The sequence below is a fragment of the Rhodococcus sp. WB9 genome (genome assembly GCF_007558985.1).
Lineage (GTDB): Bacteria > Actinomycetota > Actinomycetes > Mycobacteriales > Mycobacteriaceae > Rhodococcus_F > Rhodococcus_F opacus.
This window is the reverse complement of record NZ_CP041769.1, coordinates 1,272,702-1,285,232: the sequence shown is the minus strand read 5'-3', so window position 1 is coordinate 1,285,232 and position 12,531 is coordinate 1,272,702. Positions and strand designations below refer to the sequence as shown.

Below are 12,531 nucleotides of genomic sequence, written 5' to 3'. Positions count from 1 at the left end.
TCTACTCCAGAATCAGCTTGGCGGAAGTTTCGAGTCGATCGGCGAATTGGGCATAGGACCCGTATCCCATTCCCGCGCGAACCAGGCCGCCGGCGTACAGCAGCTCCAGTGCCTCGAGGACGTCGGGATCGTGGCCGTCGCCCAGTGCGGTGGCGAGCCGGTCGCGGATCTCCAGCCCGATGCGGGCGCGGAGGTGCTCCACGTCGGGGTCGCGGCCGAGCAGCGCGTTGGTGACGGCTCCGGCGAGTTCGGGTTCGTCCGCCACCAGGAGAGCGATGTGACGGAGCACGGCGACCACGCGTCCAGTGCGATCGAGTCCCTCGTCCACCGGCTGCGGCGAGGCGGCGAGACGCCGCCAGAAGACCTCGGCGACGAGGTGCTCCTTGGACGAGAAGTACGTGTAGGCCGTCGCGGGCGCGACCCCGGCGATGCCGGCCACCGAGCGAACGGTGAGTCCCGCGAATCCCTCTTCACGCAGTACTTCGACTGCCGCTTTGGTGAGGCGGTCGACGGTATCGGCCTGCTTCTCGGTCAGACGGCGGCGGGTGGACTCGAAATTCATACTACTGGACACGTGTCTGGACGCTACTACAGTTACCGGCGACTGGCAACGAAAATCGGACTCTCACACCGGACTGCGCGGGTGAATTCGCACGGGCATCGTCTTGATGCCGCTGATGAAATTCGACCGCAGCCGGGCGACCGGGCCAGTGGGTTCCACCCGGTCGATCCGCGCGGCGAGAGTCTCGAACAGGATCTTCAATTCGAGCCGCGCCAGGTGGGCGCCGAGGCAGAAGTGCACCCCGCTACCGCCGAACGCGATCTGCGGGTTGGGGCTCCGGCCGATGTCGAACCGGTACGGCTCGTCGAAGACGTCCTCGTCCCGGTTGGCGCTCGGGTAGTAGATCACCACCTTGTCGCCGGCCCTGACCAACTGATCGCCGATGTAGGCGTCCCGGGTGGCGGTTCGCCGGAAGTCCATCACCGGGGTCACCCACCGCAGGATCTCCTCCACCGCACTCGCAGCCAGTTCCGGCTCGGACTGCAGTCGTCGCCACTGATCGGGATGATCGATGAAGGCCTGCATCCCACCGGCGGTCGCGTTGCGCGTCGTTTCGTTCCCCGCCACCACGAGCAGGACGAAGAACATGTTGAATTCCATCTCGGTGAGCGTGTCGCCGTTCCCGTCCGGCTGCACGAGCTTGGTGACGATGTCGTCGCGTGGCTCGATGCGGCGCTGTGCTGCAAGCTCGTTGGCGTACAGGAAGATCTCCGCCGCGGCCATCTCACCGTCGGCCTGGGTGGTGCCGTACTCGGGGTCGTCGAAGCCGATCATCCGGTTGGACCAGTCGTAGAGCCTGTCGACGTCCCCGGCAGGCGCACCCAGCAGCGCCGCGATGACCTCGAGCGGCAACGGCGCTGCCGCCTCGGGAACGAAGTCGACGTCGCGTGCGTCGAGAAGCCGATCGACGATCCGCGCACAGATGTCGCGGATGTGCGCCTCGAGCACTTTGACCGTGCGCGGGGTGAATCCGCGACTGACGAGCTGCCGGAGCCGGGTGTGGTCGGGAGGGTCGAGGTTGACGAGCATGGCGGCCTGCTTCGCGCGGGTCTGCTCGTCGAAATCGTCGATCTGGGTGGTGCCCACCGCCGACGAGAACGTCGCGCTGTCGCGGGACACGGCGACGACGTCGGCATGCTTGGTCACCGCCCAGAACCCGGAGCCGTTCTCCTCGGGCTGCCAATAGATGGGTTCGCTCGCCCGCAGATGGTCGAAGAACGCGTAGGGGACCCCTTCCGCGTAGACGTCGGGGGATTTGAGATCAATCCGAGACGCGGTCATACACTGCTCCTCGATCGATAAACGAATGGGATGCGTCTTAAACTACACACTTTCATTTATAATGGAAGCCCTTATGCTGGACCCATGGTGAAAGGGCAGAACGGACCGATCCGACGTCGCACACTCACGCGAGACAAGGTCGTGGATGCCGCGATCGAGATCATCGACGAACTCGGCTGGGAGCCACTGTCGATGACGAGTCTCTCCGCCCGGCTGAACGTCGTCACCGCGTCGCTCTACAACCACGTCCGCAACCTCGACGACATCCGCGGTGCCGTCCAGGTGCGCACCATGGCGGAACTCGGTGCCCACCTGCGCGAGATCGCCATGGGCCGAAGCGGTCCGGACGGCCTTCGTGCGCTCGTCGACGCGCACCGCGTCTGGGCGACCGAGCATCCGCATCGGTATCAGACGCTGACCACCAGCCCGGTGGACCGGGACGCCTTCATCACCGCGGCACTGGACGCGAACACAGCGCTGCGCACGATGCTGGCGTCGTGCGGACTGCCGCCCGAGGACACCCTCGACGCGGCAGTGAGCATCTTCGCCGCGATGCACGGCTTCGTGATGCTGGTGAACACCGACTTCCTCGGCGACGAACTGGACCTGGACTCGATCTACGAATCGGTGCTGCGCGGAGCACTGTCCAGCGTCGGGTGGCCGGAGCGAACGCACACCCCGTCCTGAAAGGCCACCACCCCTACTGTCGCCGTTCTCAGGCCCAGGCGTCAGAAGGGTTCGGCCGCCACGTCGAGATCGCCCAGATCACCACCACGTCGAGCGCGATGACGATCACCGACCACCACGGGTAGTGCGGCAGCCACAGGAAATTGGCCACGATCGAGATCGCGGCGATCACGATCGCCGACACCCGGGCCCACGCGGCGCCGGTGAACAACGCGAGGCCGGTCACCGCGACCAACGCACCCAGCACGAGATGGATCCAGCCCCACACCGTGAAGTCGAACTTGTAGAGGTACTCCACCCCCACCACGAACTCCTCGTTCTCATAGACCGCGGCGAGCCCTTGGAAGAACTGCAGGAGTCCGACGGTGACCATGATGACCGCTGCACCCATCGCGGTCCCCGCCGCGACGCCCTGTTTGATCGACGAACTTTCGGACATGACGCCCCTTCCTCGCCGCAACCCACTGGCCGGTGCAGTCATTGTCCGCCGATTCGGTGTGCGTTCGCGTCGGAACCGCGGGGTTTCCCCCACCCGGCCGCACCGAAAGAAAACACATGACACATTGCCGGGCTTCGTCCGCGAGCAACCGCATCATGTGATTCCCACCCGTCAGGTACTGAGCTGCCCGTAGATCCTGAACCGGATCGAGGCGATGTTCGCCGATCCCGACGACTCGGGCTCGGAGGGCACCGATTCGGAGTCGTCGGACAAGTCACATCACCGCTCGCAGTGAGCGGAACCCACCAACTTCGCCAGCTCGTCGAGCGACCACGGCGGCTCGGTCTCGTGGTCGCGGTAGGCCAGCACAGTCGGAGCCGGCCGGTCGAATCTGCCGACGAAGCACCCTGATCCGGCGAAGATCCCGCCGGTGATTTTGGCGGCGAGGTCGCTGGCCAGGAACGCGTACAGCTGGGCGACGTAGTCGGCGGGTGCCGGATGCAGCGAGCCGTAGCGCGTTGCGTCGTCGAGCATCCCCCGCCTGTGCAGTTCCTCGATGTGCTGCTCGTACTCCGCTCCCACGGACAGGCGGGTCTTGGCACCGGGGCACACCACGTTGGCGCGGACGCCGGATCCGGCCAGTTCGGCCGCGATGGCGAGGGTCAGACTGTTGACCGCCCCCTTGCCTGCGGGATATCCGGTTCCGCCGTAGTCACCGAGGAACGCGAACGAACTCGTGTTCACGATCGTTCCGCGCCCCCGTTCCGCCATCAGGGGCGCCGCGGCCCGGCACGTGCGGAACGTCGCCGTCAGGTGCGCATCGACGAGTTCGCGCCACTGCTCGTCGGTGACGGTGAGGATGGACGACCCGGCGGGCTCCGCGACGCCGGCGCAGTTGATCAGCACGTCCACCTGGCCGAACGCGCATTCCGCGGCGTCGACCAGCGCCTCCGCGACGCCATGGGCGGCGGCCGATCCAGCCACCGCGATCGCCCGGCCACCGCCGAGCACGATCTCGTCGGCCACCTTCTCCGCCGCATCGGGATCACGGCCGTTGACCACCACGCCGGCCCCCTCGGCCGCGAGCGCGTGCGCGACGGCCCGGCCGATCCCCCGGCTCGAGCCGGTGACGACGGCGCCTCGCCCGTCCAGCCGTCTCTCCTCGCGTGAATTCATCGCACCTCCGTCGAACTCGTCATTGCGGCATCCAGTTGTTCAAACTATAGTCCAGACACATGTCCAGTTTTCGGAGATCGATGTGACACTCACCCGATTCGGAAGCGAAAATCCATGACTCTGCGCCCCACCGACAGCTCTGCTCTCCTGATCGACGGCAAACTGATTCCCGGTTCCGGCGGCACGTTCGAGGTGATCAACCCGGCCACCGAGGAGGTGCTCGGGAGAGCCGCCGACGCCACCGCGTCCGACATGGACGCCGCGATCGCCGCGGCCCGGCGGGCCTTCGACGACACCACGTGGTCCCGCGACCACGCCTTCCGCGCCCGCTGCCTGCGGCAGCTGCGCGACGTGCTGCAGTCCCACATCGAGGAACTGCGCGACATCACCATCGCCGAAGTCGGCGCCCCCGCCTTCCTCACCAGCGGACCGCAACTCGAAGGCCCGGTCGCCGACCTCGGGTATTTCGCGGACCTCGCCGAAAGCTATTCCTGGGAACAGGATCTGGGCATCGCCGAGCCGATGGGCATCAAGACCCGCCGACGCGTTCTCAAGGAGGCCGTCGGCGTCGTCGGGGCAATCACGCCGTGGAACTTCCCGCACCAGATCAACTTCGCCAAGATCGGCCCCGCACTCGCGGCCGGCAACACGGTGGTCCTCAAGCCCGCGCCCGACACTCCCTGGTGCGCCGCCCTCGTCGGGCACCTGATCGCCGAGGAGACCGACCTCCCGGCCGGCGTGGTCAACATCGTCACGTCGAGCGACCACTCCCTCGGCGCTCAGCTCTCCGTCGACCCCCGCGTCGACCTCGTGTCGTTCACCGGTTCGACCGCCACGGGCAAGGCCGTCATGGCGGCGGCGTCCGAGTCGCTGAAGAAGGTGTTCCTCGAACTCGGCGGCAAATCGGCGTTCATCGTGCTCGACGACGCCGACCTCGCCGGTGCGTGCGGAGTCGCCGCATTCACCGTGTCCACCCACGCGGGGCAGGGCTGCGCCATCACCACCCGGCTGCTCGTTCCCCGCGACAAGTACGACGAGGCGGTCGAGGCCACGGCCCGGACGCTCGGCGGATTGCACGCGGGCGATCCCGCGAAACCCGGCACCATCTGCGGTCCCCTCATCTCCGCGCGGCAACGCGCCCGCGTCGAGGACTACCTGCGGCTCGCGAAGGAGGAAGGCGGCACCATCGTGGTCGGTGGCGGCCGCCCGGCCGATCGGGACCGTGGATTCTTCGTCGAACCCACCCTGATCACCGGCCTCGACAACACCGCCCGGGTGGCTCGGGAAGAGATCTTCGGACCCGTGCTGGTGATCATTCCCCACGACGGCGACGAGGACGCGATCAGCATCGCGAACGACTCGCCGTACGGGCTGTCCGGGTCGGTGTGGGGCACAGACCCCGCACGCGTGAAGCGAGTGGTCGACGGCGTGCGCACCGGAACGCTCAGCGTCAACGGTGGCGTCTGGTATTCCGCCGACGCCCCGTTCGGCGGTTACAAGCAGTCCGGAATCGGCCGCGAGATGGGCGTGGCCGGATTCGAGGAATACCTGGAAACCAAGCTGGTCGCGGAACCGGCCCAATAGTGCGCCGGCGAGCCGGCCCGACAACACAGGAGTCAATCGATATGGGACGTTTCGACGGGAAGACGGCCATCGTCACCGGCGCCGCGCAGGGCATCGGCGAGGGCTACGCGCGTGCCCTCGCCCGCGAGGGCGCGAACGTGGTGGTGGCCGATCTCAATGCGGAGCTCGGTGAGACCGTGGCCAAGCAGATCAGCGCGGACGGCGGGACTGCGGTGTTCAAGGACGTCGACGTCGCCGACGAGGATTCGGCGAAGCAACTCGCCGAGTTCACGGTCGAGAAGTTCGGCGGCATCGACCATCTCGTGAACAACGCCGCGATCTACGGCGGTATGAAGCTCGATCTCCTCATCACCGTGCCGTGGGACTACTACAAGAAGTTCATGGCCGTGAACTTCGACGGCGCCCTCAACGTGACCCGGGCCGTGTGGCCGCACATGAACAGCCGCGGTGGCGGCTCCATCGTCAACCAGTCGTCCACGGCCGCATGGCTGTACTCCGGCTTCTACGGCCTCGCGAAGGTCGGGATCAACGGCCTCACCCAGCAACTCGCCCACGAGGTGGGTGGCATGAACATCCGGGTCAACGCCATCGCGCCCGGACCGATCGACACCGAAGCCACCCGTACCGTCACGCCGGGAAATATGGTGGCAGACATGGTCAAGACGTTGCCACTGAAGCGGATGGGCACCCCCGACGACCTCGTCGGCGCCTGCCTGTTCCTGCTCTCCGACGAGGCGAACTGGATCACCGGGCAGATCTTCAACGTCGACGGCGGACAGATCTTCCGGTCATGACCACGACCGAGCAGGTGTCCGTCGGCTACATCGGCCTCGGCAACATGGGTGCGCCCATGGCCAAACGGCTGCTGGACCGCCCCGGCGGGCTCATCGTGTGCGACACCCGGCCGGAGGCGTTGGAGCCGTTCGGCAAGGCGGGCGCGAAGGTGACGTCGAGTCCGCGGGAGGTGGCGGAGAACGCGGACGTCATCTCCGTGACCGTGCTGAACGATGAGCAGGTGCGCGCGGTCGTCACACAGATCCTCGACACCGCGCGGCCGGGCACCGTCGTGGCGGTGCACTCCACCATCAGCGACGTCACCGCCGTCGAACTCGCCGACCGGTGCCGTGCGCACGGCGTCGACCTGATCGACGCGCCCGTCAGCGGCGGCGCACCCGGCGCTCACAAGGGAAAGTTGGCGGTGATGGTCGGGGCGAGCGACGACGCGTTCGAGAAAGTGCGGGAGCCGTTCGGGCACTGGGCCGAACTCGTCGTACACGCCGGAGACGTGGGCGCGGGAACGCGGATGAAGCTGGCCCGCAACCTGCTGCACTTCGTCTCGTTCACGGCCGCCGCCGAGGCGCAGCGGCTCGCCGAGGCCGCCGGTCTCGACATCACCGAACTCGGAAAGGTCGTCCGGCACACCGACGCGATCACCGGTGGCGCCGGAGCGATCATGCTCCGCGACACCACCGACGCTCTCGACGAGACCGACAACTGGTACCCGATCATGACCCACGTCCGGGACCTCGGGGAGAAGGACCTGTCGCTGGCGATCGGGCTCGGCGAACGACTCGACGTCGCGCTGCCGTTCGCCCGACTCGCGCTCACGGGCCTGGGTCCTGGACTCGGCGTCGACAGCACCGTCGACAAGAAGGAGCAACCATGACCGACGACACCCGCACCCGTGGCCTGGCCATGATGGAGAAGGTCTACGGATTCGAGATGCAGGACGGGCCCGGCGCGCATTTCGCCGTCACCGCCGACCACCTGTTCGCCGACATCTGGTCGCGGCCCGGGCTGAGCATCCGCGATCGCCGGCTTCTCCTCCTCGGTGCGCTCACCGCGCAGGGGCTCGTCGACGTGGCCGAGATCCAGGTGGGGGCGGCCCTGCACAACGAGGAACTGGACGAGGACCAACTCCGGGAGATCGCGCTGTTCCTGTGCCACTACGTGGGCTGGCCGTTGGGGACGAAACTCGACTCGATGATCGGCGGGGTGCTACACAAGCGGAAGAAAGCGGCCAGAGCGGCCGCCCCGGACGCAGAGGCCACATGAGCACCGAACACCTGACACCAGAGCTTCTCCGACTCGCCGAGTCCACCCCCGGCTTCATGCCGGATGACGAGGGAACGGCCCTGCACGAGGCCGCGATGCAGTACCTGTCCCCCGGCGGGGTGGGCGTCGAGATCGGCACGTACTGCGGTCGTTCGACGATCTATCTCGGGGCGGCGGCGAAGGCGCGGGGCGCCCGCATCGTCACCATCGATCACCATCACGGTTCCGAGGAGCATCAGCCCGGCTGGGAGTACCACGAACCGGCGTTCGTCGACCCGCACACCGGCCTGCTCGACACGGTCGGCCGGTTCCGGCACACGATGGCCGATTCCGGGCTCGAGGAGTACGTCGTGGGCGTGCTGGGCCGGTCGTCGACGGTGGCGACGTTCTGGCGTACTCCCGTGAACTTCGTCTTCATCGACGGCGGACACACGTCGGAGGCGGCGTCGGCGGATCTCGAGGGGTGGGCACCGTGGGTGAACGTCGGCGGCGCCCTGGTGATCCACGACGTGTTCCCGGACCCGGCGGACGGCGGGCGACCACCGTTCGAGATCTACGAACGGGCTTTGGGGACAGGACAATTCAAGGAGACGTCCGTCACCGGGTCGCTGCGTGTTCTCGAGCGGGTGGGCGGTCAGACGGGCGAACCGCTGGCATGACAGTAGTCGCCGCAGCGGTCGAGGCCGATCGGTAGTCCCACGGGCAGCGCCGCGTCCTGGAAGATTCCGTGTCCGGGCGTGGTGCGGGACAGCGCGTCCGCGGCGAGGATCATCGCCCCGCCCGTCCACGTGGTCTGCTCGACCGGCCACCGCTTGCCGTCGCTGTAGACGAGCCCCGTCCAGTACGAGCCGTCCGGATCCCGCAGGTGCTGCATGGCGGCGAACTGTGCGAGCGCACGAGTGTGTTCCCCCATCGCGTCGAGAGCCAGCACCAGTTCGCACGTCTCGGCGCCGGTCACCCACGGCCGGTGGTCCACGCAGCGGATACCGAGTCCCTCGACCACGAAGTCGTCCCACCGCGACGCTATGCGGTCCGACGCGACCTCACCGCGGACGGCGCCCCCGAGGATCGGGTAGTACCAGTCCATGGAGTACTCGTCCTTGATCGCGAACGCCTCCGGGTGCTGTCTGATCGCGTGGCCCAGCGTGTATTTCGCGAACTCCCATTCCGGCTGCGGGTCGTCGACCAGCCGGGCGAGGAGCAGCCCGCAGTGCAGGCTGTGATGGATGCTGGAGTTCCCGGTCAGCAGCGCCTCGGGGCAGTCCTGACCGTTCTCGCCGCGGGCCCACCAGATTTCTCCGCTCGACGACTGCATGTCGACGACGAAATCGAGACCACCCTGCACGGACGGCCACAGGGTGTCGACGAAATCCCGGTCACCGGTGATCAGGTAGTGGTGCCACACCCCCACCGCGAGGTAGGCGCAGAAGTTGCTGTCGGAATCGTGATTCTCCACGGCCCCGTCGCGGAACTTCATCGGCCACGAACCGTCCGGGCGTTGCGTCCGCCGCGACCACTCGTACGCGCCCACCGCCTCGTCGATCAGGCCGGCGGCGGTGAGGGCCATGGCGGATTCGACGTGATCCCACGGGTCGGTGTGCCCACCGGGAAACCACGGCAGCGCCCCCGACGACTCCTGCGCTGCCGCGATCGACCGTGCTGTCTGCCTGACCTGGCTCTCCGACAACACGTTCGGTACCGACGGGACGCCGGCGGCTCTCACCGCGGCGCCTTCACCACGCTCGGTTCCCTCGGCTTCTCGAGGTAGAACACGACGCTCTTGCCGACCACGGGGTTGAGGACCTTCTCGGCGGTGCGCGTGAGCCAGGGGGCTTTCATCATGTCCCACACCAGAACCTGATGGTAGGCCTTCGCGAGGGGGTTGTCGTTGTTCTCCACCCCGACCGCGCACTTGAGCCACCAGTACGGCGAATGCAGGGCGTGGGCGTGATCCCGGCCCCGGACCTGCAGGCCGGCGGCCGTCAGCTTCTCCGCCAGCTCGTCGGCGCGGTAGATGCGGACGTGGCCACCCTCCACCTCGTGGTACGCGTCGGACAGCGCCCAGCAGATCTTCTCCGGAAGCCACCGCGGAACCGTCACCGCCGCAACACCACCCGGCTTGAGGATGCGGGTCAGCTCGGCGATGGCACGGCCGTCGCGGGGCACGTGTTCGAGGACCTCGGAGATGAGGACGACGTCGAACGTCGCATCCTCGTACGGCAGGTTCAGCGCGTCGCCGACCTCGACGCGGGCGGAGGCACCCGCCGGGACCTCACCGACCTCGGCCATCGCCACGAACATCTTCTCGACGTCCGCGAGTTCGTCGGCGTTCTGGTCGAAGGCGATGACGTCGGCGCCGCGTCGATACAGCTCGAACGAGTGCCGTCCGGCGCCCGCCCCGATGTCGATCACCTTGTCGCCGGGCTTCACAATTAGCCGGTCGAAGTCCACGGTCAGCACGGTCGGCCTCCTTCACGGGTCTGCGCTATCGCTTCGGCATACGTCTGCGCGGTTCTCGCCGCCACGGCGGCCCAGCTGTAGCGCTCGAGCACACGTCGACGGCCACCGTCGCCGAGCCGGGCCCGGCGCTGCGGATCATCGAGCAACGCGCCCAGCACGTCCGCGAGTTCCTGTGGGTCGCCGGGCGTCACCAGCACACACGCCTCCTCGTCCGTTCCCACCACCTCGGGAATGGCGCCGGCGCGGCTCGCCACCAGCGGGGTGCCACACGCCATCGCCTCGACGGCGGGCAGCGAGAAGCCCTCGTACAGCGACGGGACGCACGCGACGTCGGCCGATGCCAGCAGCGACGCCAGGTCGGCGTCGTCGATACCCGACACCGTCCGGACGACATCGCCGATGGCCAGCTCCTCGATGAGCTTCTCCGTCACTCCCCCGGGTGCGAGTTTGGTGACCAGCACCAGTTCGACGGCCCGCTCCGTGTGCACCTTCGCGACCGCCTCGAGGAGCGTCGACACCCCCTTGAGGGGCATGTCGGCGCTGGCCACGCACACGACGCGGCCCGGAACCCGGGCGGCGGCCGGGGGCCGGAAGACCTCGGTATCCACACCCAGCGGGATGGTCTGCAGGTTGTCGGCGGGAACGTCGAAGGCCGCGCTGATGTCGTCGGCGGAGGACTGCGACACCGTCAGCAGTGCGGGGATGGCACGCGCCACCCGCTTCTGCATACGCAGAAAGCCGTACCAGCGCCGGACCGTCACCTGGCGCCACCATTTCGCCGACGCCAGGTCCAGTTCGCGGTCGCGGGTGATCGGGTGGTGGATGGTCGCGACGACCGGAAGTCCGGCCTTCTGAAGTTGCAGCAGCCCGTAGCCGAGGCACTGGTTGTCGTGCACCACGTCGAACTCGTCGGCGCGCTCCTTCAGCAGTCGCGCCGCGCGGAGGCTGAACGTGAGCGGCTCCGGGAAACCGGCCGTCCACATCGTCGCGACCTCGAGCACGTCGACGGCGTCGCGGAACTCGCGTGGGTGCGGCGTTCTGAACGGATCCGGCTCGCGATACAGGTCGAGGCTGGGGACCTTCGTCAACGTCACCCGCGGGTCGACGTCCGGGTACGGCTGCCCCGAGAACACCTCGACCTGATGGCCGAGTTCGACCAGCTCACGGCTGAGATGGCGTACGTACACACCCTGCCCACCACAGTGGGGCTTGCTTCGATACGACAAGAGTGCGATGCGCACGGACTTCGGCCTCTCCTCGAGCAGTTGGCAAGCAATACTAGAACACGTTCTTACTCGAGTGTGCCCTCATCCCATCCAACCGCACTCACTCACCTCACCGCGGTCGACTCGCGCAATCCCTCGAGTTTTCCGGACAGGCGCCCCAGGTACGCCAGGACGTCCTCCTCGCTCCGGTCGGGCAGTCCGTACACGACCTCGGTGACACCGAGGCCCTTCCACCGCCGCAACTTGTCCACGTCCGGCCTGCCGTCGAGCACGACGATCCGCGGTTCGCCGTCCCGGCCGGCCTCACGCCACATCCGTCGTAGCGTTACGACGCGGTCGTCGATGTCCTGCTCGATCGGTGTGGTCATCCACCCGTCGGCCGATTTCGCGATCCACCGGAAATTCTTGTCGTTACCGGCGGCGCCGACGATCACCGGAGGCACCCGGGCCGGTTTGGGCCACGCCCAGCTCGGACCGAAGTTCACGAACTCGCCGTCGTAGGACGCCTCGTCCTGCGTCCACAGCGCACGCATGGCCTCGAGGTACTCGCGCAGCATCGTCCGGCGACGTGCCGGCGGAACGTTGTGATCGGTGAGTTCGTCGAGATTCCAGCCGTACCCCACGCCGAGGGTGACCCGTCCGCCGCTGAGATGGTCGAGGGAGGCGATCGTCTTGGCCAGCGTGATCGGGTCGTGCTCCACCGGTAGCGCGACCGACGTCCCGAGTTCGATCCGCTCCGTGACCGCCGACGCCGAGGCCAGCGCCACCCACGGGTCGAGGGTGCGCATGTAGCGGTCGTCGGGCAGCGACGCGTCACCCGTCTGAGGATGCGCCGCATCGCGCTTCACCGGAATGTGCGTGTGCTCGGGCACGTAGAACGAGTCGAATCCGTTGGACTCTGCACCCCTCGCGGCCGAGGCCGGCCCGACCCCGCGGTCACTCGTAAACAACGTAATGCCGAATTTCACGAATTCTCCTTGGCCGAGAGCCTTTTCCTTCTTGCACACTAACTTCTGGACACCTGTTTATCAATGTGTCCAAACAACTCTCCAGTTCCCCGA

At 67.4% G+C, this 12,531-nt stretch carries 14 protein-coding genes; 6 read left to right on the top strand and 8 right to left on the bottom strand.

The window, feature by feature from the left end; genetic code table 11:
- Position 1: 1 nt before the first annotated feature.
- Together FND50_RS06190 and FND50_RS06185 are read right to left on the bottom strand one after the other, a co-directional pair.
- Positions 2 to 562: a TetR/AcrR family transcriptional regulator gene (locus tag FND50_RS06190; RefSeq protein WP_007300914.1), complete on the bottom strand. Its 561-nt coding sequence runs from the start codon at positions 560 to 562 to the stop codon at positions 2 to 4.
- 63 nt (positions 563 to 625) lie between these two features.
- The gene (locus tag FND50_RS06185; RefSeq protein WP_144285141.1) at positions 626 to 1,843 is read right to left on the bottom strand and encodes a cytochrome P450; all 1,218 of its coding nucleotides are present in this window, start codon (positions 1,841 to 1,843) and stop codon (positions 626 to 628) included.
- An 84-nt stretch (positions 1,844 to 1,927) separates the two neighbouring features.
- Between FND50_RS06185 and FND50_RS06180 the strand changes: the two genes are divergently transcribed.
- Positions 1,928 to 2,530: a TetR/AcrR family transcriptional regulator gene (locus FND50_RS06180; protein ID WP_005262931.1), complete on the top strand. Its 603-nt coding sequence runs from the start codon at positions 1,928 to 1,930 to the stop codon at positions 2,528 to 2,530.
- A 28-nt stretch (positions 2,531 to 2,558) separates the two neighbouring features.
- Here FND50_RS06180 and FND50_RS06175 read toward each other — a convergent pair whose 3' ends face one another.
- The gene (locus tag FND50_RS06175; protein ID WP_144285140.1) at positions 2,559 to 2,969 is read right to left on the bottom strand and encodes a hypothetical protein; all 411 of its coding nucleotides are present in this window, start codon (positions 2,967 to 2,969) and stop codon (positions 2,559 to 2,561) included.
- 279 nt (positions 2,970 to 3,248) lie between these two features.
- Entirely contained in the window at positions 3,249 to 4,145 is an 897-nt protein-coding gene (locus FND50_RS06170; protein WP_144285139.1) for an SDR family NAD(P)-dependent oxidoreductase, read from the bottom strand.
- A gap of 114 nt (positions 4,146 to 4,259) precedes the next feature.
- Between FND50_RS06170 and FND50_RS06165 the strand changes: the two genes are divergently transcribed.
- From FND50_RS06165 to FND50_RS06145, 5 genes are read left to right on the top strand one after another with little or no spacing between them, the layout of a single operon-like run.
- The gene (locus FND50_RS06165) at positions 4,260 to 5,729 is read left to right on the top strand and encodes an aldehyde dehydrogenase (protein ID WP_144285138.1); all 1,470 of its coding nucleotides are present in this window, start codon (positions 4,260 to 4,262) and stop codon (positions 5,727 to 5,729) included.
- 41 nt (positions 5,730 to 5,770) lie between these two features.
- The gene (locus FND50_RS06160) at positions 5,771 to 6,523 is read left to right on the top strand and encodes an SDR family oxidoreductase (RefSeq protein ID WP_144285137.1); all 753 of its coding nucleotides are present in this window, start codon (positions 5,771 to 5,773) and stop codon (positions 6,521 to 6,523) included.
- Complete coding sequence (locus FND50_RS06155; protein WP_144285136.1) at positions 6,520 to 7,395, top strand: NAD(P)-dependent oxidoreductase; 876 nt, start codon at positions 6,520 to 6,522, stop codon at positions 7,393 to 7,395. The genes FND50_RS06160 and FND50_RS06155 overlap by 4 nt, the downstream gene beginning before the upstream one ends.
- Positions 7,392 to 7,784 carry a carboxymuconolactone decarboxylase family protein gene (locus FND50_RS06150; RefSeq protein ID WP_005244588.1) on the top strand — a complete coding sequence of 131 codons (393 nt, stop codon included), beginning with the start codon at positions 7,392 to 7,394 and terminating at the stop codon, positions 7,782 to 7,784. The genes FND50_RS06155 and FND50_RS06150 overlap by 4 nt, the downstream gene beginning before the upstream one ends.
- Positions 7,781 to 8,443 carry a class I SAM-dependent methyltransferase gene (locus FND50_RS06145; RefSeq protein WP_144285135.1) on the top strand — a complete coding sequence of 221 codons (663 nt, stop codon included), beginning with the start codon at positions 7,781 to 7,783 and terminating at the stop codon, positions 8,441 to 8,443. Before FND50_RS06150 ends, FND50_RS06145 begins: the two co-directional genes overlap by 4 nt.
- Here the strand turns inward: FND50_RS06145 and FND50_RS06140 are convergent.
- The 4 genes from FND50_RS06140 to FND50_RS06125 all read right to left on the bottom strand — a co-directional run bounded on the left by FND50_RS06140 (position 8,419) and on the right by FND50_RS06125 (position 12,438).
- A complete protein-coding gene (locus tag FND50_RS06140; protein WP_144285134.1) occupies positions 8,419 to 9,507 on the bottom strand; it encodes a prenyltransferase in 1,089 nt (362 codons plus the stop codon). The two genes, FND50_RS06145 and FND50_RS06140, sit on opposite strands and share 25 nt — an antisense overlap.
- Entirely contained in the window at positions 9,504 to 10,244 is a 741-nt protein-coding gene (locus tag FND50_RS06135; RefSeq protein ID WP_144285133.1) for a class I SAM-dependent methyltransferase, read from the bottom strand. The genes FND50_RS06140 and FND50_RS06135 overlap by 4 nt, the downstream gene beginning before the upstream one ends.
- Positions 10,238 to 11,485, bottom strand: a complete 1,248-nt coding sequence (locus FND50_RS06130) for a glycosyltransferase family 4 protein (protein WP_144285132.1) — start codon at positions 11,483 to 11,485, stop codon at positions 10,238 to 10,240. Before FND50_RS06130 ends, FND50_RS06135 begins: the two co-directional genes overlap by 7 nt.
- An 89-nt stretch (positions 11,486 to 11,574) precedes the next feature.
- Positions 11,575 to 12,438 (bottom strand): LLM class F420-dependent oxidoreductase, encoded by an 864-nt coding sequence (locus FND50_RS06125; RefSeq protein ID WP_144285131.1) that lies wholly within the window; start codon positions 12,436 to 12,438, stop codon positions 11,575 to 11,577.
- Positions 12,439 to 12,531: the final 93 nt, after the last annotated feature.

What these genes read in the sequence shown, in the direction of transcription:
- FND50_RS06190 (WP_007300914.1), bottom strand. Translation starts at nt 562, where the DNA reads ATGAATTTCGAGTCCACCCGCCGCCGTCTGACCGAGAAGCAGGCCGAT.
- FND50_RS06185 (WP_144285141.1), bottom strand. Translation starts at nt 1,843, where the DNA reads ATGACCGCGTCTCGGATTGATCTCAAATCCCCCGACGTCTACGCGGAA.
- FND50_RS06180 (WP_005262931.1), top strand. Translation starts at nt 1,928, where the DNA reads ATGGTGAAAGGGCAGAACGGACCGATCCGACGTCGCACACTCACGCGA.
- FND50_RS06175 (WP_144285140.1), bottom strand. Translation starts at nt 2,969, where the DNA reads ATGTCCGAAAGTTCGTCGATCAAACAGGGCGTCGCGGCGGGGACCGCG.
- FND50_RS06170 (WP_144285139.1), bottom strand. Translation starts at nt 4,145, where the DNA reads ATGAATTCACGCGAGGAGAGACGGCTGGACGGGCGAGGCGCCGTCGTC.
- FND50_RS06165 (WP_144285138.1), top strand. Translation starts at nt 4,260, where the DNA reads ATGACTCTGCGCCCCACCGACAGCTCTGCTCTCCTGATCGACGGCAAA.
- FND50_RS06160 (WP_144285137.1), top strand. Translation starts at nt 5,771, where the DNA reads ATGGGACGTTTCGACGGGAAGACGGCCATCGTCACCGGCGCCGCGCAG.
- FND50_RS06155 (WP_144285136.1), top strand. Translation starts at nt 6,520, where the DNA reads ATGACCACGACCGAGCAGGTGTCCGTCGGCTACATCGGCCTCGGCAAC.
- FND50_RS06150 (WP_005244588.1), top strand. Translation starts at nt 7,392, where the DNA reads ATGACCGACGACACCCGCACCCGTGGCCTGGCCATGATGGAGAAGGTC.
- FND50_RS06145 (WP_144285135.1), top strand. Translation starts at nt 7,781, where the DNA reads ATGAGCACCGAACACCTGACACCAGAGCTTCTCCGACTCGCCGAGTCC.